This window comes from Vibrio paucivorans, from assembly GCF_054053395.1.
This window is the reverse complement of sequence record NZ_CM133230.1, coordinates 845,241-865,566: the sequence shown is the minus strand read 5'-3', so window position 1 is coordinate 865,566 and position 20,326 is coordinate 845,241. Positions and strand designations below refer to the sequence as shown.

Genomic DNA, 20,326 nt, shown 5'->3' with positions numbered 1-20,326 from the left:
GTTAACTGTTAGTAATGAACTGCTGACGTAACTTTTCTATTTCATCACGTTTCTGTGCCGCCAATTCAAACTCTAGATCTTGTGCATGCTTGTACATCTGCGCTTCGAGCTTACTGATCTCTTTTTCTAACTGCTGAGGAGTGAGAGCTTGATAAGTCTGCGAAGGCTCAGCAACTTTTGATAGCGGTACTTGTTTATTTGCACGTTGCTTCTTCGACTTAGTGATATCACCCAGCTCCATGATGTCTTTGACATTACGTTTCAATGCTTGCGGTGATATACCCATTTTTTCGTTATAGGCTTGCTGTTTCTCTCGACGACGATTGGTTTCATCCATCGCTTTTTTCATCGATTTAGTAATCGAATCAGCGTACAAGATCGCTTTACCTTCAAGGTTACGAGCTGCACGACCAATGGTCTGAATTAAAGAACGCTCTGAACGTAAGAAACCTTCTTTATCAGCATCAAGAATCGCGACAAGAGAAACCTCTGGCATATCAAGACCTTCTCGTAACAAGTTGATCCCTACTAGAACATCAAACTCACCTAGTCGCAAATCGCGAATAATCTCAACGCGCTCAACCGTGTCGATATCAGAATGCAAATATCTAACTTTCACATCATGTTCAGTGAGATACTCTGTTAAATCTTCTGCCATTCGCTTCGTTAAAGTAGTCACGAGCACGCGTTCATCTTTCGCCGAGCGAATTCTGATTTCTGACAACAAATCATCAACCTGCGTCGCAACCGGGCGCACTTCTAGTTCGGGGTCCAACAAGCCCGTTGGCCTAACTACTTGATCCGCTATTTCATCGGCGGATTTTTCGAGTTCATAGTTACCAGGGGTAGCCGATACAAAAATCGTTTGAGGTGCAATCGACTCAAATTCTTCAAACTTCATTGGGCGGTTATCTAAAGCGGAAGGCAACCGGAAGCCAAATTCCACCAGCGTTTCCTTACGTGAACGGTCACCTTTGTACATCGCGCCGATTTGTGGAACTGTCACGTGCGACTCATCAATGACTAACAAACCGTCATGAGGTAAATAATCAAACAAGGTCGGCGGTGGCTCACCCTCTGCACGACCACTTAAATAGCGAGAGTAGTTTTCTATACCGGAACAAAAACCAAGTTCATTCATCATTTCGATGTCAAACTGCGTTCTTTGGCTAATTCTTTGCTCTTCAAGCAGCTTGTTGTTGTCTTTTAAGTACGTTTGACGAGTTCGAAGTTCTTCTTTAATCAGTTCAATCGCATCTAGAATTTTTTCTCTTGGGGTAACGTAGTGCGTTTTAGGGTAGATGGTGTACCGCGGTAGATCGCGCTGCTTAACAGCGCCAGTCAACGGGTCGAACACACTGATACAATCAACCTCATCATCAAACATTTCTATACGCACCGCATCTTGATCAGATTCCGCAGGGAATATATCGATCACCTCGCCACGCACTCTGAATTGCCCTCGCTCAAACGCCACATCATTTCGTGAATACTGAAGCTCTGCCAGTCGTCTTAGAATGTCGCGCTGATCCATCACATCACCACGGCGTATATGCAGCATCATCTTCAAATACGAATCAGGGTCGCCCAAGCCATAAATAGCTGAAACCGACGCGACGATAATGGCGTCTTTACGCTCTAGCAAAGCCTTGGTTGCGGAAAGTCGCATTTGCTCAATATGGGCATTCACTGATGCGTCTTTTTCGATAAAGGTGTCCGTGGTTGGGACATAAGCTTCAGGCTGGTAATAATCGTAATACGAGACAAAATACTCGACTGCGTTGTTAGGAAAAAATGATTTCATCTCTCCATACAACTGTGCCGCAAGCGTCTTGTTTGGCGCCAGCAATATAGCGGGACGCTGAGCTTGTGCGATCACGTTAGCTAGGGTAAACGTTTTTCCTGAGCCCGTAACACCAAGCAATGTTTGATGTGCTAATCCTGCATCTAGACCTTCAAGTAGTTGATTAATCGCCGTTGGTTGATCCCCAGACGGTTGGTAATCAGACACCAAATCAAAGAGTTTGCTCATTTCTGCCTCTACAAGCGCTATCGTTATTGATTCTTTTCACTGTACATATATACACTCTAATGACAGTGTTAGCAAAATATCTCACTATTTTGTTGAATGATTGATTTCAGCTCTAGATCATCGATTGCAACTTTGATAATATCTTTCGCCCTCGCTACCGCAATATGCATTTTACAATGCGTAGTCTTGCTTTTAATACGTGGATTTTCATTCACAGCTTTTCCCCATTTTATCTAAAAACCACCTTTAAACGCCTACTCTTATTGCTGCTTTCTTTATCTTGGTTTTAGCTAGTTAACATCAACATTTTCAATAGCTAGCCATCTACTTCTTGCTCGCTAATTCAGTATTCATCTTCTACGATCATTTGGTTTTTCAAGGTTAATTAACATAGTTATCCACAAAATTGGTGGATAAGTAATTCGAGCCCAAAACGCGTAAGGGATACAGAAAAGTAAAGACTTTTTTATCGTGTTTTTTTACTTTTTTCGTCCTCTCGAGTGTTGACATCAAATTAAGGTGCCGATAATATTCGCCCCGCTTCCGGCAATAGCCAGAATCACTTTTCCCCCTTAGTTCAGTTGGTAGAACGGCGGACTGTTAATCCGTATGTCGCAGGTTCGAGTCCCGCAGGGGGAGCCATATTCTAGAATAAAGCCCAATCGAAAGATTGGGCTTTTTTCGTTGTATCAACCAGTTGCTGACCCAAACCAACACAACAGAGTGAGCCGAGCTATCGCGCTTCCTATTCTGAGCTCATTCAAGCAGTACTTTGCCAACAAAACCTCTTAAACGCGGCTAAATTTTATCCATTGATATAAAACCTTAGCTTTCCTTGGTTGTTATTGCGCTTGCAAAGCACGATAATATTGGGATCGGAATTTCTAAACTATATAACTATGACCGAATATGTTTTGTTGTTGGTAGGCACAGTCCTAGTCAACAACTTTGTACTGGTAAAGTTTCTGGGCTTATGTCCATTTATGGGCGTTTCTAAAAAGCTAGAAACCGCGATAGGTATGGGGTTAGCCACAACATTTGTGCTAACTCTCGCATCAGTGTGCGCATATCTTGTTGAAACCTATGTTTTGGCACCTTTAGGCCTTCAGTATTTAAGAACCATGAGCTTCATCTTAGTGATTGCAGTTGTGGTGCAATTCACTGAAATGGTGGTACATAAAACAAGCCCGACTCTCTACCGCTTACTTGGTATATTTTTGCCATTGATCACCACCAACTGTGCCGTACTTGGTGTCGCGTTGTTAAACATCAACGAGAACCACAACTTCGTCGAATCAATCGTCTATGGCTTTGGTGCTGCAGTGGGGTTCTCACTAGTGCTTATCTTATTCGCCTCGATGCGCGAACGTATCGCCGCGGCTGATGTCCCGACTCCATTTAAAGGCGCATCGATTGCCATGATCACTGCAGGCCTTATGTCTCTTGCCTTTATGGGCTTTACTGGGTTGGTGAAGTTGTAATGAGCTCTATATTAATTGCGGTTATTGCCATTGCGGTACTCGCAGCCATTTTCGGTGCTGTACTTGGCTTTGCTTCTATCCGATTTAAAGTTGAAGCAGACCCTATCGTCGACCAAATCGACGACATTTTGCCTCAAACACAGTGTGGACAATGTGGCTACCCAGGTTGTCGTCCATACGCTGAAGCCATTGCAAATGGCGATAAGATCAATAAATGCCCTCCAGGTGGTCAGGCGACTATCGAAAAACTGGCTGATCTGATGGGAGTAGAAGCCGAAGAGTCTGCACATGACCTAGACAATGCTGTTAAGACTGTTGCTTATATCCATGAAGATATGTGTATTGGCTGTACCAAATGCATTCAGGCTTGCCCTGTTGACGCAATTGTTGGTGGTACAAAAGCGCTGCACACCGTCATTAAAGATGAGTGTACGGGCTGTGACTTATGTGTGGCCCCATGCCCAACAGATTGTATTGAAATGATTCCAGTAGCCACCACTACTGATAATTGGAAGTGGCAATTGGACGCCATTCCTGTTGTTGATATCACCGATTCTGCCGTATCGCAGTCGCAGAATAGCGGGAGTTAAGGACTGGTATGTTGTCACTAATTGAACAAATAAAATCGGGTGCACTATGGGACTTCCCTGGTGGCGTACACCCGCCAGAGAACAAACAACAATCTCTGAGCCAACCGATTGAACGCGCATCTATTGCGGATGAAATTGTTTTGCCAATCAAGCAACACATTGGTAAGCCAGGAGACCTCATCGTCGCTGTCGGTGAAAAAGTGCTGAAAGGTCAGCCTTTAACCAAATACGACACAAGTTTTATGCTGCCAGTTCATGCACCAACTTCTGGTACCATTAGTGCAATTGAACAACGCACCACCGCTCACCCTTCTGGCCTATCAGAATTGTGTGTCGTCATTCGCCCAGATATGCAAGACACATGGTGCGAACTTAAACCATCACCAGATTTCACTCAGGAGTCCCCTGAGGAGCTAATCGAGCATATTCGACAAGCAGGGATTTCCGGCATGGGCGGCGCAGGCTTTCCGACGGCTAAAAAAATTCAATCAGGCTTGGCCCGTACCGAAATTCTGATCATCAATGCGGCCGAATGTGAGCCATACATTACTGCTGATGACACATTAATGCGTCATTATGCAGAAGAGATCATTAAAGGTATTGAGATTGTTGAACACATCCTCAAACCTAAGCTGACGATTATAGGTATTGAGGATAACAAGCCAGAAGCCGTTGAAGCCCTGACTCAAGCGGCACATGACAGCCAAATTGTTGTCCGCGTGATCCCAACCAAATACCCATCCGGTGGTGAGAAGCAGTTAATTAAGATACTGACCAATAAAGAAGTGCCAAATGGCGGTATTCCTGCAGACATCGGTATTTTAGTGCAAAACGTAGGGTCTCTATACGCAACCAAACGTGCAGTCTGTGATGGCGAGCCGCTTATCGAAAGAATTGTTACCTTAACCGGTAGTACGTTTAAGCAGCCACGTAATGTCTGGGCTCCAATAGGAACTCCGGTACAATCACTACTTGCTGAGTTTAACCATAAGGCCGAGAAGAAGAACCAAAGACTGATTCTTGGTGGTCCAATGATGGGCTTTACTCTGCCCCACTCCAACGTTCCGATTACCAAGACGACCAACTGTATTCTTGCGCCCACACGAAAAGAGATTGCGCCGGATCGCTTTGAAATGGCATGTATCCGTTGTAGTCAATGTGCAGAGGTCTGTCCTGCATCACTGCTTCCTCAGCAGCTTCAATGGCACGCAAAAGCTCAAGAGTTAGATAAATGTGAAGAGCTGAACCTAAAAGACTGTATCGAGTGTGGTGCCTGCGCGTATGTATGTCCAAGTGAAATTCCACTTGTTCAATACTATCGCCAAGCAAAAGCAGAAATTCGTACACGCAAGCTTGAAGCCGAATCAGCCGAGCGAGCGAAACAACGATTTGAAGAAAAAAATGCTCGTATGGAGCGTGATAAAGCCGAACGGGAAAACCGATTTAAGAAAGCCGCAGAAAATCGTCGTAAGGACATGAAGCAGCCTAGTGGTGATGATGCTATTGCTGCCGCCATCGCAAGAGTTAAAGCTCAAAAAGAGCAAACCCAAGCAGAAGAAAAGCCAACTTTAAAACCAGCTGTAGCCGCTGCGATCGCCAAAGCTAAAGCCAAGCAAGCTGCAGCGATGGAGACAGGGAAAACCGAGCTCGACAATTCAGAAATGGCAAAACTGCGCGAAGAAAGAAAGCAGCAAGCTAGAGCACGTAAAGCAGAAAAAGCACAAGAGTCAGATTCAGCTCCTGACACGTCAGAATCAGGAGACAGCAAAAAAGATGCAGTGGCTGCTGCTATAGCACGAGCTAAGGCGCGTAAAGCCCAAGCTGCTGAGCCAGAGTCGACTGAAGTGAAAACTGAGGAATCGGAAGATCCAAAGAAAGCCGCTGTCGCTGCTGCTATTGCACGAGCTAAAGCGCGTAAAGCGCAAGCGGCAGAGCCAGAGTCGACTGAAGTGCAAACTGACGAATCGGAAGATCCAAAGAAAGCTGCTGTCGCCGCAGCTATAACAAGAGCTAAGGCACGTAAAGCCCAAGCTACTGAGCCAGATTCGACTGAAGTGAAAACTGAGGAATCAGAAGATCCAAAGAAAGCCGCTGTCGCTGCAGCTATTGCACGAGCTAAAGCGCGTAAAGCCCAAGCGGCAGAGCCAGAATCGACTGAAGAACAAACTGAGGAATCGGAAGATCCGAAGAAAGCTGCAGTTGCTGCTGCTATTGCACGAGCTAAAGCGCGTAAAGCACAAGCTGCTGAAGCCGACGCGACTGAAGTGCAAGCAGAAGAATCTGAAGATCCAAAGAAGGCCGCTGTCGCTGCTGCTATTGCACGAGCTAAAGCGCGTAAAGCACAAGCTGCTGAAGCCGAGGCGACTGATGTGCAAGCTGAAGAATCGGAAGATCCAAAGAAGGCCGCTGTCGCTGCTGCTATTGCACGAGCTAAAGCGCGTAAAGCGCAAGCTGCTGAAGCCGACGCGACTGATGTGCAAGCTGAAGAATCAGAAGATCCAAAGAAGGCCGCTGTCGCTGCTGCTATTGCAAGAGCCAAAGCGCGTAAAGCTGAAAAAGAACAGCTCGAAAAACAAGAGCAAAGTTTTGAGGAGAAAGAGTAGTGGCCTTTTTCATTGCCAGCTCACCGCACGCCCATAGTAAGCGCAGTACACCAGACCTAATGAAATGGGTTGCAATTTGTGCCCTTCCGGGGCTCGTGGCACAAACTTATTTCTTTGGTTGGGGCACAATTATTCAGTTAATTTTTGCCGTTATGGTCGCCATGGCATTAGAAGCACTGGTGATGGTCTCACGCAAACGCCACCCGCTATTTGCTCTTAGAGATAACAGTGCAATTGTAACCGCATGGCTACTAGCGGTTGCTATCCCTCCACTCTCACCATGGTGGGTAATCGTCATCGGTCTTATCTTTGCTATCATCATCGCAAAGCATTTATATGGGGGAATTGGCCAAAACCTATTTAACCCAGCGATGGTCGCTTATGTAGTACTACTCATATCCTTTCCAGTGCAAATGACCAGCTGGATAGAGCCTGTTCAACTTTCAAATGACCCAATTTCTTTTGTTGATGCGTTTTCAATGATCTTTACTGGATTCAATAGTGAAGGCTTATCATTGCAACAAATTCGTACCGGTATCGATGGTGTCACCATGGCTACCCCTCTAGATTCATTTAAAACAGCTCTGCATTCCGGTAGCACCGTACAGGAAGCTTTAGCACAACCTCAATTTAATGGCATTGCCGGTATCGGTTGGGAGTGGGTTAATCTTGCATACTTAACTGGTGGCCTGCTGCTGATCAAATTACGTGTCATCAACTGGCATATTCCAGTTAGCTTTCTAGTTGGACTTATCGTCTCTAGTGGACTATTTATGCTGTTCACTCCTGGGGAGACAGCATCACCGCTTATTCATCTACTTTCTGGTGCTACTATGTTAGGTGCTTTCTTTATTTCTACTGACCCAGTATCAGCATCCACTACGGTTAAAGGCCGACTTATCTTCGGCGCGTTTATCGGCGTTATGGTGTTTATTATCCGTAGTTGGGGTGGTTTCCCTGATGGTGTGGCGTTCGCAGTGTTACTTGCTAACATGTGCGTCCCACTGATTGATTATTACACTAAACCAAGAACTTACGGGCACTAAGGTATGTTAAACGCAATAAAGAAAAACGGCCTTACACTCGCTCTTTTTGCTTGTGCTTCTACAGGTCTGGTCGCCCTGACTCAATACTTAACTAAAGATCAGATCAAGCAACAGGAACAAGCTCAACTACTATCAGTGTTGAATCAAGTAATTCCGCACGACCTACATGATAATGAACTGTATCGAGCCTGTACGTTAGTGTCTTCTCCTGAATTAGGTACGGACGCATCAATGCCTGCTTATATCGCCACTATAGATGGAAAACCAAGCGCAATTGCCATCGAGGCGATCGCGCCAGACGGCTATAATGGTGCTATTAAGATTATTGTCGGTATTCAAGATAACGGCACGATCACTGGTACCCGCGTCCTTTCTCATCAGGAAACCCCTGGGCTAGGTGATAAAATTGACTTACGTGTAACCGACTGGATTCTAAGCTTTACCGGAAAGTCGGTGAATGATGAGAATATCTCGGCTTGGAAGGTTCGCAAGGACGGTGGTCAATTTGATCAATTTACCGGTGCGACCATTACACCAAGAGCAGTAGTAAAAGCGGTAAAACAAGCCGTAACATACGTTAATCAAAATAAAGAGTCGATATTGGCTCAGCCACGTAACTGTGGAGGCTCAAATGACTGAACATAAGACACTAATAAAAAATGGCTTGTGGGACAATAACCCAGCTCTGGTTCAGCTACTAGGCTTGTGTCCACTCCTTGCCGTTTCATCGACTGTCACTAATGCGCTAGGTCTTGGTTTAGCGACACTATTGGTTCTTGTAGGATCCAATGTAACGGTATCCTTGGTCCGCGACTATGTACCAAAGGAAGTGCGTATTCCAGTGTTCGTTATGATCATCGCCTCACTCGTAACCTGCGTTCAACTCTTGATGAATGCTTATGCTTACGGGCTTTATCTCTCTCTCGGTATTTTCATTCCGCTTATTGTCACCAACTGTATCATCATAGGCCGTGCTGAAGCTTTCGCATCTAAAAACGATGTGATCCCGTCGGCTCAAGATGGATTTTGGATGGGACTAGGAATGACCAGCGTTTTAGTCGTACTGGGTGGAATGCGAGAACTGATAGGTAATGGGACATTATTTGATGGTGCCGACCTACTACTAGGTGAGTGGGCAACATCACTAAAAATCGAAGTATTCCAATTTGATAACAGTTTCTTACTGGCACTGCTCCCACCAGGAGCATTCATCGGTGTTGGACTACTTATCGCGTTAAAAAATATTATCGATAATCAGTTGGAAGCTCGCCAACCAAAACAAGAAAAGCCGTCTATTGAACGCGCTCGAGTGACCAATCAATAATAAAAACTGGAAGCAAGCCTCAACATGAACAATACCAAGAGAGTCGAGATACTCACTCGATTGAGAGACGACAACCCGAACCCTCAAACCGAGTTGAACTGGAATTCACCATTTGAACTGTTAATCGCCGTACTTTTATCGGCACAGGCTACCGATGTGAGCGTTAACAAAGCTACGGATAAGCTTTACCCAGTTGCGAACACTCCCCAGTCAATGTTTGACTTAGGTGTCGATGGGGTTAAGGAATACATCAAGACGATTGGCCTATTTAACTCTAAAGCTGAAAACGTCATAAAAACTTGCCGAATCCTGCTCGACCAACATGGTGGTGAAGTACCAGAAAACCGAGAAGCACTAGAAGCCCTACCTGGAGTAGGACGCAAAACAGCTAACGTTGTACTCAATACCGCTTTTGGCTGGCCTACTATTGCTGTCGACACTCATATTTACAGAGTTTCAAATCGAACCAAGTTTGCGATGGGCAAAACCGTCGACGACGTCGAAAAAAAGCTACTCAAGGTTGTGCCTAAAGAGTTCAAACTCGATGTACACCATTGGCTGATCTTACACGGGCGCTACACCTGTGTCGCTCGTAAGCCTAGGTGCGGTAGTTGTATCATCGAGGACTTATGTGAGTTTAAAGAAAAGACTGAAGTGTAGTACTTTCAGTTTTATTACTAATACTAGAAAGCTAGGAGCAAGAAATGTCTAACGGCCGTATTCTCCACACCATGTTACGAGTTGGAGATCTTGATAAATCGATTTCATTTTACACCGAAGTGATGGGTATGAACCTACTACGTACCAATGAAAACAAGGAGTATGAGTACACTCTCGCTTTTCTAGGTTACGGTGACGAATCCCAAGGTGCAGTGATCGAACTTACCTATAACTGGGGTAAATCCGAGTACGACATGGGGACTGCGTTTGGCCATATCGCTATCGGTGTCGAAGACATTTACTCTACCTGTGATGCCATTAAGGCTGCGGGCGGCAATGTCACGCGAGAGCCTGGCCCAGTGAAAGGTGGCAGCACTCATATTGCTTTCGTGAAAGATCCAGATGGGTACATGATAGAGCTCATTCAAAACAAGCAGGCTTCTTCGGGTTTAGAAGGCTAATTTAATCGAATAAAGGCCACGCAACAGTGGCCTTTATTTCAATCTTTACATGATAATAATTATCATTTAATATCCACTTACTTTATCTAAAGTGAGGAATAGCAAATGATGGAAGAATGGGAAAAGCACACACTACTCGCTGATATCGCGATGCAAAAAGACGACCATCTGCGTAGTATTCTTCACTACCAACAGGCCCTCACTCTTAGTGAGGAGCTATCTCACGAACAAGATCTGGCGTTAGAAGATCGTTTAGTAGTCTCGGTCATTTCTTGCCATAACATGGCGTCTTTCTGGCGTCAGGTTGGCGAGGTGAAGTATGAGCTCAAATATCTTCAGTTGGCTTCCGAAAAAGTGCTCACTTTAGTGCCTCAATGCCCAAATACCGATTGCGATGCATTCGTGGATTCTCTAGGCTGCTGCAAAAAAGCCTTGGTGGAGTTCATGAAGCGACACCCTAACCCTAAAATTGCAAAGCAGGTTCAGGACATCGATTCATTTACTAACTGCAATATTATCGCGCGTTTTTCACTGCACTAGACTTGTGTTCTACCCAGTGAAATAACGACTCGTCGGTTTTTGTTCTTTCCAATTGGTGACGAATTATCCGCTACAGGGCGACGTTTGCCATAACCTTGAACTTGAATTCTGTCTTCTGGCAATCCGAGAGATTCAAAATAATCTCTTAGCACTTCTGCGCGCTGCTCTGATAAATTTTGACTAACACTTTTGCTCTCAACTGAATCGGTGTAGGTCGATACCAGTACGAGGTCAATATCTTGATTGTGGCGAATATACTCTGCGATTTGAGCTAAGCGCTTTTGTGAAGCTTTGTTGAGTTGAACACTACTGCGGTCGTAGTGAAGAATCGTAAACGAGATATCTTCGAATGAATACGGCAGCAGATTAGCAACACAGTCACTAAACGCGTTATATTTTTGCTGAAACAATACTGATGATAACGCAACTTCAATTCGCTGATCACGGCTCTGCCAGTCCTGGTAACTAAAAGTTGGATAACGCCCTTTCTCTAACTCACTCAATATACCCCAAGCGGTTTGACCACCAATATAACCATCAAACTGCTTAAAGAACTTAATATTACTTATGCGTTCAGCGCTCTCGCCTGGACGCCAATGCGGCGGCATTGAAACTAAACTTACATTACGAGTTTCACCCATTGGCCTACGCATTTTTAACTCAAAATCGAGGTTGATTTTTTTACTTGCAATAGAAGAGAACACCGCATCGCCATAATTAGGAATAGGGTGAACTAAACGGCACTCTAGAGGAGTGTTTGCAACCATCTGCCAAGTTGACTGCATAGGCGTAGCAACGTAGCGCTTTTCCATAGCACTCACGGCCATAGATACGGTTGCGCTGGTCAAACATATTGTTGTCACTAGCCACTTATTCATAGTCAATTTCATCTCGTTTAATACTGCTATCGAGCGGTGATTGATTGCCGCTTTATCTTACCCTCGGTACTGATGCAAAAAGCTAGCCAATAAGATGGGGGATTAAATCCCAGAGCTTGCTTTTGATCACTTAGAGAATCTGCAATAATGCACGCCCTGTCACAAAACCTTGGACCACCATGACTGTAGAAAATGAAGCATTGACGCTCAAAAAACGCTTTCGCGGTTATTTCCCCGTCGTAATTGATGTCGAAACCGCTGGATTCAATGCCAAAACAGATGCTCTATTAGAAATTTGCGCTATCACCTTAAAGATGGATGATAATGGCGACCTTCACCCTGCATCCACTCTACATTTTCACGTTGAACCATTTGAAGGTGCAAACCTTGAGCCAGCTGCGCTTGAGTTCAATGGTATTCGTGATCCCTTTAGCCCTCTTCGTGGTGCTGTGACAGAATCTGAAGCCCTAAAAGAAATTTATAAGCTTGTTCGTAAGGAACAAAAGAATGCCGATTGTAGCCGGGCCATTATGGTCGCACACAACGCCACTTTTGATCTGAGCTTCGTTATGGAAGCAAGTGAACGCTGCAAGCTCAAAAGAGTCCCTTTCCATCCTTTTGCAACATTTGATACAGCTGCGCTTAGCGGGTTGGCCTATGGACAAACCGTCTTAGCTAAAGCGTGTAAAACAGCCGGGATGGAATTCGACAACAAAGAAGCCCACTCAGCACTTTACGATACTCAAAAAACCGCTGAGCTATTCTGTGGCATCGTCAATAAATGGAAAGCCTTAGGCGGCTGGCCATTAGTTGACGAGAGCGACAACGATAATAAGTAAACACACATCGAGATTATTATGAACCCTGTTGTTATTTCTGTTTGTATCATGCTGGTACTTGCACTAATGAGGGTGAATGTCGTCGTAGCACTGACATTCGCCGCTATCGTTGGTGGTCTAGTATCAGGAATGAGTTTAAATGACGCCGTTTCTGCTTTTGAAAGTGGCCTAGGTGGTGGTGCAACCATCGCGCTAAGCTACGCTATGTTAGGGACATTCGCCGTTGCCATATCACGCTCCGGGATCACTGATTTACTGGCACAGTCAGTTATCAAACGAATTCATGGCAAGGAAAACGGTACTGCAAGCACAGGACTTAAGTACGCGGTACTTATCGCACTTGTACTCGTCACTATGTCTTCTCAGAACGTTATTCCTGTCCATATCGCCTTTATCCCAATTTTGATTCCACCTCTATTGGGCGTGTTCGCTAAACTTAAATTGGATCGCCGTTTAGTCGCTTGTGTGCTGACTTTTGGCTTAATTACTCCTTATATGGTACTTCCAATTGGCTTTGGTGGAATTTTCTTAAACAATATCCTGCTTAAGAACTTACACGATAACGGCTTAGAAGACGTGGTCGCTAGCCAAGTCCCTACAGCGATGCTTCTTCCTGCTGCAGGTATGCTGTTCGGTCTACTAACAGCAATCTTCTTTAGTTACCGCAAGCCTCGCGAATACAAAGAAACTGAACTTACTCATGTTGATACAGAGCCTACAGCCATCAACAAGAAAAATATCCTAGTCGCAGCAGCTGGTATTGTAGCAGCACTCGCAGTTCAACTAAGCACCGGGTCAATGATCATTGGTGCACTTGCTGGCTTTATGGTGTTCACTTTTGGTGGTGTCATTGCGTGGAAAGAAACACATGATGTGTTCACCAAAGGTGTTCACATGATGGCAATGATTGGTTTTATTATGATTTCAGCGGCCGGCTTCGCTGCAGTAATGAAACAAACGGGTGGCGTTGAATCACTGGTTGAAGCACTATCTACCAGCATTGGAGACAACAAACCTCTAGCAGCACTTCTTATGCTTGTTGTTGGTCTACTAGTAACCATGGGGATTGGTTCTTCGTTCTCAACCATCCCTATCATCGCGACCATTTATGTTCCGCTAGCAGCCGCTTTCGGTTTCTCGCCAATGGCAACTATCGCGTTAGTAGGCACTGCAGCTGCACTTGGTGATGCAGGCTCGCCAGCTTCTGATTCAACCCTAGGTCCAACATCTGGCCTAAATGCAGATGGACAACACGAACACATTTGGGAAACAGTAGTTCCAACCTTTATTCACTACAATATTCCGTTGATCGCTTTTGGTTGGTTAGCTGCAATGGTTCTTTAGCAAAGCGCAGTTAGAAGCTTGAGTAACGAAAGGCTGCCTAATGGCAGCCTTTTATTTTGGGCGCAAAAAACATCTGATTGACCGTTGTCAGCCAAAAAAGAAAAAGGCTTGATGATCTCTCATCAAGCCTTTGTTTGATCACATTGGTTATTACCAACCAGTGATTTCGCGTAGACCTTTACCGATGTCTGCAAGAGACTTCACTGTCTTAACGCCTGCAGCTTCTAATGCAGCAAACTTATCTTCCGCAGTACCTTTACCACCAGAGATGATTGCACCTGCGTGCCCCATACGCTTACCAGGAGGAGCCGTTACACCAGCAATGTAAGAAACAACTGGTTTTGTGACGTTCTCTTTAATGAACGCTGCAGCTTCTTCTTCAGCTGTACCACCGATTTCACCAATCATTACGATTGCTTCAGTCTCTGGATCTTCTTGGAACAGTTTTAGGATATCAATGAAGTTTGAACCAGGGATTGGGTCACCGCCGATACCAACACAAGTAGACTGACCGAAACCTTCGTCTGTTGTCTGCTTAACTGCTTCGTAAGTTAGTGTACCTGAACGCGATACGATACCCACTTTACCTTTCTTGTGGATATGTCCAGGCATGATACCAATCTTACACTCGTCTGGAGTGATTAGACCCGGACAGTTAGGACCGATCATGCGAACGCCAGTCTCTTCTAGCTTCACTTTAACGTCGATCATATCTGTTGTAGGGATACCTTCAGTGATTGTTACGATTAGCTCGATGCCTGCATCAATCGCTTCCAGGATTGCATCTTTACAGAAAGGTGCAGGTACGTAGATAACTGTTGCCGTTGCGCCAGTTGCTTCTACTGCTTCACGTACTGTGTTAAATACAGGTAGACCTAGGTGAGTTTGACCACCTTTACCTGGAGAAACACCACCAACCATCTGTGTACCGTATGCAATAGCTTGCTCAGAGTGGAAAGTACCTTGACCACCAGTGAAACCCTGACAGATTACTTTAGTGTCTTTATTAATTAGTACAGACATTATTTGCCCTCCGCAGCAGCAACAACTTTCTGAGCAGCGTCAGTTAGCGACTCAGCTGCAATGATATCAACATCAGAATTAGCAAGAACTTCGCGACCTAGGTCCGCGTTAGTACCTTCTAGACGAACAACTACAGGTACGCTCACGCCTACCTCTTTAACTGCACCGATAATACCTTCAGCGATCATGTCACAACGAACGATACCACCGAAGATGTTTACTAGTACTGCTTTTACATTGTCATCAGATAGGATGATCTTGAATGCTTCTGCTACACGCTCTTTGGTTGCGCCGCCACCTACATCTAGGAAGTTAGCTGGCTTGCCGCCGTGTAGGTTTACGATATCCATCGTACCCATTGCCAGACCAGCACCGTTAACCATACAGCCAACATTACCGTCTAGTGCTACGTAGTTTAGTTCCCACTGTGCAGCGTGCGCTTCGCGCTCATCTTCTTGTGAAGGATCATGCATTTCACGAAGTTTTGGCTGACGGTACATCGCGTTTGAGTCGATGTTGATCTTACCATCAAGACATAGAAGGTTGCCTTCGCCAGTGATTACAAGAGGGTTGATCTCTAGTAGAGCTAGGTCGTACTGAGAGAACATGTTGCCAAGACCCATGAAGATCTTAACAAATTGTTTGATTTGGTCGCCTTCGAGACCCAGTTTGAACGCAAGTTCACGGCCTTGGTACGCTTGAGGGCCTACTAGTGGATCGATAGCTGCTTTGTGAATCAACTCTGGCGTTTCTTCTGCAACTTTCTCGATTTCAACACCACCTTCAGTTGAAGCCATGAAGACAACTTTACGAGTAGCACGGTCTACAACTGCGCCTAAGTAAAGCTCGTTAGCAATGTTCGATGCTTCTTCAACTAGGATTTTTGTAACAGGCTGACCATTTGCATCTGTTTGGTAAGTTACTAGGTTTTTACCTAGCCATTTCTGAGCGAACTCTTTTACACCGTCTTTAGTATCGTGTAGTTCTACGCCGCCCGCTTTACCGCGGCCACCAGCGTGAACCTGACATTTCACTACTTTTTTGTCAGTACTAATACGACCTGCAGCTTCGAACGCTTCTTGTGGCGTGTCACACGCGTAGCCTTCTGGTACAGGCAAACCGAATTCTGCAAACAGCTGTTTGGCTTGGTATTCATGCAAATTCATTTTGATATTCCGTTTGTTATCCCTTAAGGGATTATTATTTCCATGACGCCGCATACACTGCGAAACGTCTGTAGGGTCTTCTCAATTCAACCATACGTGCATCGTATACAAATATGGCTCAAGTGAAGGCCAGACAGTTGAGCCAGTCTAGCCTTGAAAAATATCAAACGTCTAGCCGACTATAGCAACTAGACGTTTTAGCGATATTAAACGTCTAATAGCAGACGTGCAGGATCTTCTAGTAGCTCTTTAATTGTTACTAGGAAGCCTACTGACTCGCGGCCATCGATTAAACGGTGGTCGTAAGACAACGCTAAGTACATCATCGGCAAGATTTCAACCTTGCCATCCACTGCCATTGGGCGCTCTTGGATCTTGTGCATACCAAGAATTGCCGCTTGAGGCGGGTTGATGATTGGCGTAGACATTAGAGAGCCAAATACACCACCGTTTGTGATAGTGAAGTTACCACCCATTAGCTCATCAACAGTTAGCTTGCCGTCACGGCCTTTGATCGCTAGCTCTTTGATGCCTTTTTCGATGTCAGCAAAACCTAGTGTGTCACAGTCTTTTAGTACTGGAGTCACTAGACCTCGTGGCGTAGATACCGCCATGCTGATGTCGAAGTAGTTGTGGTAAACGATATCATCACCGTCGATAGAGGCGTTTACTTCTGGGTAACGCTTAAGCGCTTCAGTTACCGCTTTCACGTAAAAAGACATGAAACCAAGACGCGTGTCGTGACGCTTCTCGAATTGGTCTTTGTACTGCTTACGAAGGTCCATGATTGGCTTCATGTTTACTTCGTTGAAAGTCGTCAGCATTGCTGTGCTATTCTTCGCTTCTAGAAGACGGTTTGCTACCGTCTTACGTAGGCGAGTCATTGGTACGCGCTTCTGGCTACGTGCTGCTGCTGGAGCATCAACAGCTGGAGCATCAGTTTTGGGCGCTTCTTTAGCGTTAGCTAGGTGAGCTTCAATGTCTTCGCGTGTGATTCGACCACCAACACCGGTGCCTTTAACTTGGCTAGCTTCTAGGCCATGCTCTGCAAGTAGTCGACGAACAGCTGGACTTAGCGCATCATTGCTTTCTTCCGTCAAAGCAGCCTTATGGCGTTTGTCTGGAGAAGCTTCTGTCTCTTCTGTTGTGTCAGATGTAGGTTCACCCGCAACAGCACCAGGCTTAAGCTTAGCAATCAGCTGCTTAGACAGTACTGTTGCACCCTCTTCTTCAATAATCGCTTCTAGTACACCAGCTTCTGGAGCAGGTACCTCTAGAACAACTTTATCAGTTTCAATATCAACAATAACTTCGTCACGAGCAACCGCTTCACCCGGTTTCTTGTGCCAAGTTGCTACGGTTGCATCAGCAACTGATTCAGGTAAATCTGGAACCAGAATTTCAATTGTCATATCTATTTCATCCTTTCGCTTCTAGTTCTTAAGCTGAGACTTTTGGATCTAAGTTAAGAGCGTCTTCAATTAACGCTTTTTGTTGTTTCAAGTGTACCGACATGTAGCCTACTGCTGGCGAAGCAGAAGCCGGGCGGCCTGCATATTTAAGGTCTGCTCCCGCTGGAATAGCTGCGCGGAAGTTATGTTGACTGCTGTACCAAGCACCTTGGTTTTGTGGTTCTTCTTGGCACCAAACAAAGTCTGTAACATTCTTGTACTGAGCGATTGTTGCTTGTACTTCCTCAAGTGGGAATGGGTAAAGCTGCTCAATACGAACGATAGCTACATCGTCTTGTTCATTGTTTCGGCGTTGTTCAAGCAGATCGAAATAAACCTTACCCGAACAGAACACAACGCGTTTCACTTTGCTTGCTTCAATGTTGTCAATCTCACCGATTGCAGCTTGGAACGTACCATCAGCTAACTCTTCAATCGAAGAGGTACATAGCGGGTGACGCAACAACGACTTAGGAGACATAACAATCAAAGGTCGGCGCATTGGGCGAACAACTTGACGACGAATCATGTGATAAACCTGAGCTGGCGTTGAAGGCACAACAACCTGCATATTTTGCTCTGCACATAATTGTAGGTATCGCTCCAGACGAGCTGATGAGTGCTCTGGACCTTGACCTTCATAACCATGAGGCAGAAGCATAGTTAGGCCACATAGACGTGCCCACTTCTGCTCACCAGATGAAATGAATTGGTCAATCACAACTTGTGCACCATTCGCGAAGTCACCGAACTGAGCTTCCCAAAGGGTTAAGCCACTTGGCTCTGCTGTTGCGTAGCCATATTCGAATGCGAGTACTGCCTCTTCGGACAGCACCGAGTCAAACACTTGGAATGGCCCCTGCTTGTCGTGAATATTAGCAAGAGGGATAAAGGTACTTGCATCCGACTGATTGTGAAGCACCGAGTGACGGTGGAAGAAAGTACCACGACCAGAATCCTGACCTGAGATACGAATGCGTTTTCCATCATCCATCAGCGTTGCATACGCAAGTGTTTCTGCCATACCCCAGTCGATCTGCTTCTCGCCGTTCATCATAGACAAACGATCGTTGTAAAGCTTGTTCACTCGGCTTTGCAGCTTGTGACTTTCTGGGAACTGACATACTTTGTTGCCAAGCTCTTTCAAGCGTTCCGCGTCTACTTTACTATCCCAGTCGATATTCCAGTCATGCCCTAGATAAGGGGACCAATCAACTGAGTGTAGTGCCATTGGACGCCATTCTTTTACAACAACTTCACCATGGTCTAAAGCATCACGATATTCGTTAACTAACTGAGTAGCCGTTTCAATATCGAATTCACCACGGTCGATCAACACGTCTGCGTACAGTTTGCGCGGAGTCGGATGCTTCTTAATTTTTTGATACATCAACGGCTGAGTTGCATTTGGCTCATCCGCTTCGTTATGGCCATGACGGCGGTAACAGACAAGGTCAATTACAACATCACGTTTAAACGTATTACGATAATCTAGAGCAAGTCGTGCAACAAATGCTACTGCTTCCGGATCGTCAGCATTGACGTGGAAAATAGGCGCCTGAACCATTTTCGCGATATCGGTACAGTACATTGTTGAACGCGTATCACGAGGGTTCGAAGTAGTGAAACCAACTTGGTTATTTACTACGATACGAACAGTACCACCTACACAGAAGCCACGAGCTTGAGACATATTAAATGTCTCTTGAACAACGCCCTGTCCAGCTATTGCCGAATCACCATGAATAGTAATTGGTAGAACAGCATCGCCGTTCTTATCGTCTAGTCTGTCTTGACGAGCACGTACAGATCCAATAACTACAGGGTTAACGATCTCAAGGTGTGATGGGTTAAACGCCAATGCCAAGTGCACATCGCCGCCAGGAGTAGCAAAATCAGCAGAGAAACCTTGGTGGTATTTAACATCACCCGTTCCCCATGTATCGTCATGCTTACCCGCAAATTCATCGAATAGATCTTGTGGCTTTTTACCTAGAACGTTGACAAGCATGTTCAAACGTCCGCGGTGAGCCATACCAATCACGACTTCACGCATACCCTGACCACCAGCATGACGAATAATTTCTTTCGTCATTGGGATCAATGCATCACCACCTTCCAACGAGAAACGCTTAGCACCTGGGAATTTTGCACCTAGGTATCGTTCCAAACCTTCTGCAGCTGTTAGCTCTTCAAGGAATGAACGCTTTTCTTCGTCGTTAAATGATGGTTGACCGACTACAGACTCTAAACGCTGTTGAATCCAACGTTTTTGCTCTGTGTTTGTCATGTGCATATATTCAGCACCGATAGAGCCACAGTAAGTCTTCTTCAGTGCATCGTATAGATCTTTTAGCACCATGGTTTCTTGACCAATAGCGAAAGAGCCTACGTTGAAGGTTTCTTGGAAGTCGTCTTCGGTGAGAGTATGAAAGGAAGGATCGAGATCTTGTACTGCATCTCTTTTCCATAGACCTAGAGGGTCTAGGTTTGCAGCTTGGTGCCCACGGAAACGGTAAGCATTGATAAGCTGTAGAACTTTTACTTGTTTAGCATCGACATCAGGATCACTAACTTGGACATTGTAATGCTTTGTTTCTTGAGCGAGTCGTCGGAAGTAATCACGGACACGTGAATGTGGTTGTTCTACCACTTCAGAGGCTTGCACAGGCAAACCATCAAATACACGTCTCCACTCCTCACTTACCTGATCGGGGTCACTTAGATACAGTTCGTAGAGTTCTTCTACATAAGTTGCATTGGCGCCAGCCAAGTGTGAAGACTCGAGCCATGCCTTCATCACGCCGTTGTGCATATTTTCCCTTAACCAGTAGTTTTCACGTTTGCTTCGGTCTATGCCGAGCTATTAAGAGCCGGTCGTTCCATAC

Annotated in this window: 17 protein-coding genes and 1 tRNA gene; 12 read left to right on the top strand and 6 right to left on the bottom strand. The window is 45.3% G+C overall.

Features of this window, described 5'->3' with window-relative positions:
• Position 1 precedes the first annotated feature (1 nt).
• Positions 2-2,032 (bottom strand): excinuclease ABC subunit UvrB, encoded by a 2,031-nt coding sequence (gene uvrB, locus ACXABW_RS04145; RefSeq protein WP_457524150.1) that lies wholly within the window; start codon positions 2,030-2,032, stop codon positions 2-4.
• A 566-nt stretch (positions 2,033-2,598) separates the two neighbouring features.
• Here uvrB and ACXABW_RS04140 point away from each other — a divergent pair.
• The 10 genes from ACXABW_RS04140 to ACXABW_RS04095 all read left to right on the top strand — a co-directional run bounded on the left by ACXABW_RS04140 (position 2,599) and on the right by ACXABW_RS04095 (position 10,737).
• Positions 2,599-2,674: transfer RNA gene (locus ACXABW_RS04140), tRNA-Asn, on the top strand.
• 257 nt (positions 2,675-2,931) lie between these two features.
• Entirely contained in the window at positions 2,932-3,513 is a 582-nt protein-coding gene (gene rsxA, locus ACXABW_RS04135) for an electron transport complex subunit RsxA (RefSeq protein ID WP_265686488.1), read from the top strand.
• On the top strand, positions 3,513-4,103 hold the full coding sequence (gene rsxB / locus ACXABW_RS04130; RefSeq protein ID WP_265686486.1) for an electron transport complex subunit RsxB: 591 nt from the start codon (positions 3,513-3,515) through the stop codon (positions 4,101-4,103). The genes rsxA and rsxB overlap by 1 nt, the downstream gene beginning before the upstream one ends.
• Before the next feature lie 8 nt (positions 4,104-4,111).
• Entirely contained in the window at positions 4,112-6,706 is a 2,595-nt protein-coding gene (gene rsxC / locus ACXABW_RS04125; protein ID WP_457524147.1) for an electron transport complex subunit RsxC, read from the top strand.
• Positions 6,706-7,752, top strand: a complete 1,047-nt coding sequence (rsxD, locus tag ACXABW_RS04120; RefSeq protein ID WP_457524145.1) for an electron transport complex subunit RsxD — start codon at positions 6,706-6,708, stop codon at positions 7,750-7,752. Before rsxC ends, rsxD begins: the two co-directional genes overlap by 1 nt.
• A 3-nt stretch (positions 7,753-7,755) precedes the next feature.
• Positions 7,756-8,391: an electron transport complex subunit RsxG gene (gene rsxG, locus ACXABW_RS04115; protein WP_265686480.1), complete on the top strand. Its 636-nt coding sequence runs from the start codon at positions 7,756-7,758 to the stop codon at positions 8,389-8,391.
• Positions 8,384-9,076 carry an electron transport complex subunit E gene (locus tag ACXABW_RS04110; protein WP_457524143.1) on the top strand — a complete coding sequence of 231 codons (693 nt, stop codon included), beginning with the start codon at positions 8,384-8,386 and terminating at the stop codon, positions 9,074-9,076. The genes rsxG and ACXABW_RS04110 overlap by 8 nt, the downstream gene beginning before the upstream one ends.
• Before the next feature lie 24 nt (positions 9,077-9,100).
• Positions 9,101-9,736 carry an endonuclease III gene (gene nth, locus ACXABW_RS04105; RefSeq protein ID WP_252029899.1) on the top strand — a complete coding sequence of 212 codons (636 nt, stop codon included), beginning with the start codon at positions 9,101-9,103 and terminating at the stop codon, positions 9,734-9,736.
• Positions 9,737-9,780: 44 nt separating this feature from the next.
• Positions 9,781-10,197: a lactoylglutathione lyase gene (gene gloA, locus ACXABW_RS04100; protein ID WP_457524141.1), complete on the top strand. Its 417-nt coding sequence runs from the start codon at positions 9,781-9,783 to the stop codon at positions 10,195-10,197.
• Positions 10,198-10,302: 105 nt separating this feature from the next.
• Positions 10,303-10,737: a DUF2753 domain-containing protein gene (locus ACXABW_RS04095; RefSeq protein ID WP_252029895.1), complete on the top strand. Its 435-nt coding sequence runs from the start codon at positions 10,303-10,305 to the stop codon at positions 10,735-10,737.
• Here ACXABW_RS04095 and motY read toward each other — a convergent pair.
• Positions 10,734-11,615, bottom strand: a complete 882-nt coding sequence (motY, locus tag ACXABW_RS04090; RefSeq protein ID WP_265686477.1) for a flagellar protein MotY — start codon at positions 11,613-11,615, stop codon at positions 10,734-10,736. The genes ACXABW_RS04095 and motY overlap by 4 nt on opposite strands.
• 179 nt (positions 11,616-11,794) lie before the next feature.
• On the opposite strand from motY, the gene rnt reads away from it, so the two are divergent.
• A complete protein-coding gene (gene rnt / locus ACXABW_RS04085) occupies positions 11,795-12,454 on the top strand; it encodes a ribonuclease T (protein ID WP_252029891.1) in 660 nt (219 codons plus the stop codon).
• An 18-nt stretch (positions 12,455-12,472) separates the two neighbouring features.
• Positions 12,473-13,798: a Na+/H+ antiporter family protein gene (locus ACXABW_RS04080; RefSeq protein WP_252029888.1), complete on the top strand. Its 1,326-nt coding sequence runs from the start codon at positions 12,473-12,475 to the stop codon at positions 13,796-13,798.
• A gap of 150 nt (positions 13,799-13,948) precedes the next feature.
• Here ACXABW_RS04080 and sucD read toward each other — a convergent pair whose 3' ends face one another.
• The 4 genes from sucD to sucA all read right to left on the bottom strand — a co-directional run bounded on the left by sucD (position 13,949) and on the right by sucA (position 20,253).
• Positions 13,949-14,821, bottom strand: a complete 873-nt coding sequence (gene sucD, locus ACXABW_RS04075; RefSeq protein WP_005476019.1) for a succinate--CoA ligase subunit alpha — start codon at positions 14,819-14,821, stop codon at positions 13,949-13,951.
• The gene (gene sucC / locus ACXABW_RS04070; protein ID WP_252029886.1) at positions 14,821-15,987 is read right to left on the bottom strand and encodes an ADP-forming succinate--CoA ligase subunit beta; all 1,167 of its coding nucleotides are present in this window, start codon (positions 15,985-15,987) and stop codon (positions 14,821-14,823) included. The genes sucD and sucC overlap by 1 nt, the downstream gene beginning before the upstream one ends.
• 206 nt (positions 15,988-16,193) lie before the next feature.
• On the bottom strand, positions 16,194-17,399 hold the full coding sequence (gene odhB / locus ACXABW_RS04065; RefSeq protein ID WP_457524139.1) for a 2-oxoglutarate dehydrogenase complex dihydrolipoyllysine-residue succinyltransferase: 1,206 nt from the start codon (positions 17,397-17,399) through the stop codon (positions 16,194-16,196).
• 28 nt (positions 17,400-17,427) lie between these two features.
• Positions 17,428-20,253 (bottom strand): 2-oxoglutarate dehydrogenase E1 component, encoded by a 2,826-nt coding sequence (gene sucA, locus ACXABW_RS04060; protein WP_457524137.1) that lies wholly within the window; start codon positions 20,251-20,253, stop codon positions 17,428-17,430.
• Positions 20,254-20,326: the final 73 nt, after the last annotated feature.

Bases quoted from the DNA above. Each gene is read 5' to 3' on its own strand.
- ACXABW_RS04095 (WP_252029895.1), top strand. From the start codon at position 10,303: ATGATGGAAGAATGGGAAAAGCACACACTACTCGCTGATATCGCGATG.
- rsxA (WP_265686488.1), top strand. From the start codon at position 2,932: ATGACCGAATATGTTTTGTTGTTGGTAGGCACAGTCCTAGTCAACAAC.
- ACXABW_RS04110 (WP_457524143.1), top strand. From the start codon at position 8,384: ATGACTGAACATAAGACACTAATAAAAAATGGCTTGTGGGACAATAAC.
- ACXABW_RS04080 (WP_252029888.1), top strand. From the start codon at position 12,473: ATGAACCCTGTTGTTATTTCTGTTTGTATCATGCTGGTACTTGCACTA.
- sucC (WP_252029886.1), bottom strand. From the start codon at position 15,987: ATGAATTTGCATGAATACCAAGCCAAACAGCTGTTTGCAGAATTCGGT.
- rsxG (WP_265686480.1), top strand. From the start codon at position 7,756: ATGTTAAACGCAATAAAGAAAAACGGCCTTACACTCGCTCTTTTTGCT.
- nth (WP_252029899.1), top strand. From the start codon at position 9,101: ATGAACAATACCAAGAGAGTCGAGATACTCACTCGATTGAGAGACGAC.
- motY (WP_265686477.1), bottom strand. From the start codon at position 11,615: ATGAATAAGTGGCTAGTGACAACAATATGTTTGACCAGCGCAACCGTA.
- odhB (WP_457524139.1), bottom strand. From the start codon at position 17,399: ATGACAATTGAAATTCTGGTTCCAGATTTACCTGAATCAGTTGCTGAT.
- gloA (WP_457524141.1), top strand. From the start codon at position 9,781: ATGTCTAACGGCCGTATTCTCCACACCATGTTACGAGTTGGAGATCTT.
- rsxC (WP_457524147.1), top strand. From the start codon at position 4,112: ATGTTGTCACTAATTGAACAAATAAAATCGGGTGCACTATGGGACTTC.
- sucA (WP_457524137.1), bottom strand. From the start codon at position 20,253: ATGCACAACGGCGTGATGAAGGCATGGCTCGAGTCTTCACACTTGGCT.
- sucD (WP_005476019.1), bottom strand. From the start codon at position 14,821: ATGTCTGTACTAATTAATAAAGACACTAAAGTAATCTGTCAGGGTTTC.
- rsxB (WP_265686486.1), top strand. From the start codon at position 3,513: ATGAGCTCTATATTAATTGCGGTTATTGCCATTGCGGTACTCGCAGCC.
- uvrB (WP_457524150.1), bottom strand. From the start codon at position 2,032: ATGAGCAAACTCTTTGATTTGGTGTCTGATTACCAACCGTCTGGGGAT.
- rnt (WP_252029891.1), top strand. From the start codon at position 11,795: ATGACTGTAGAAAATGAAGCATTGACGCTCAAAAAACGCTTTCGCGGT.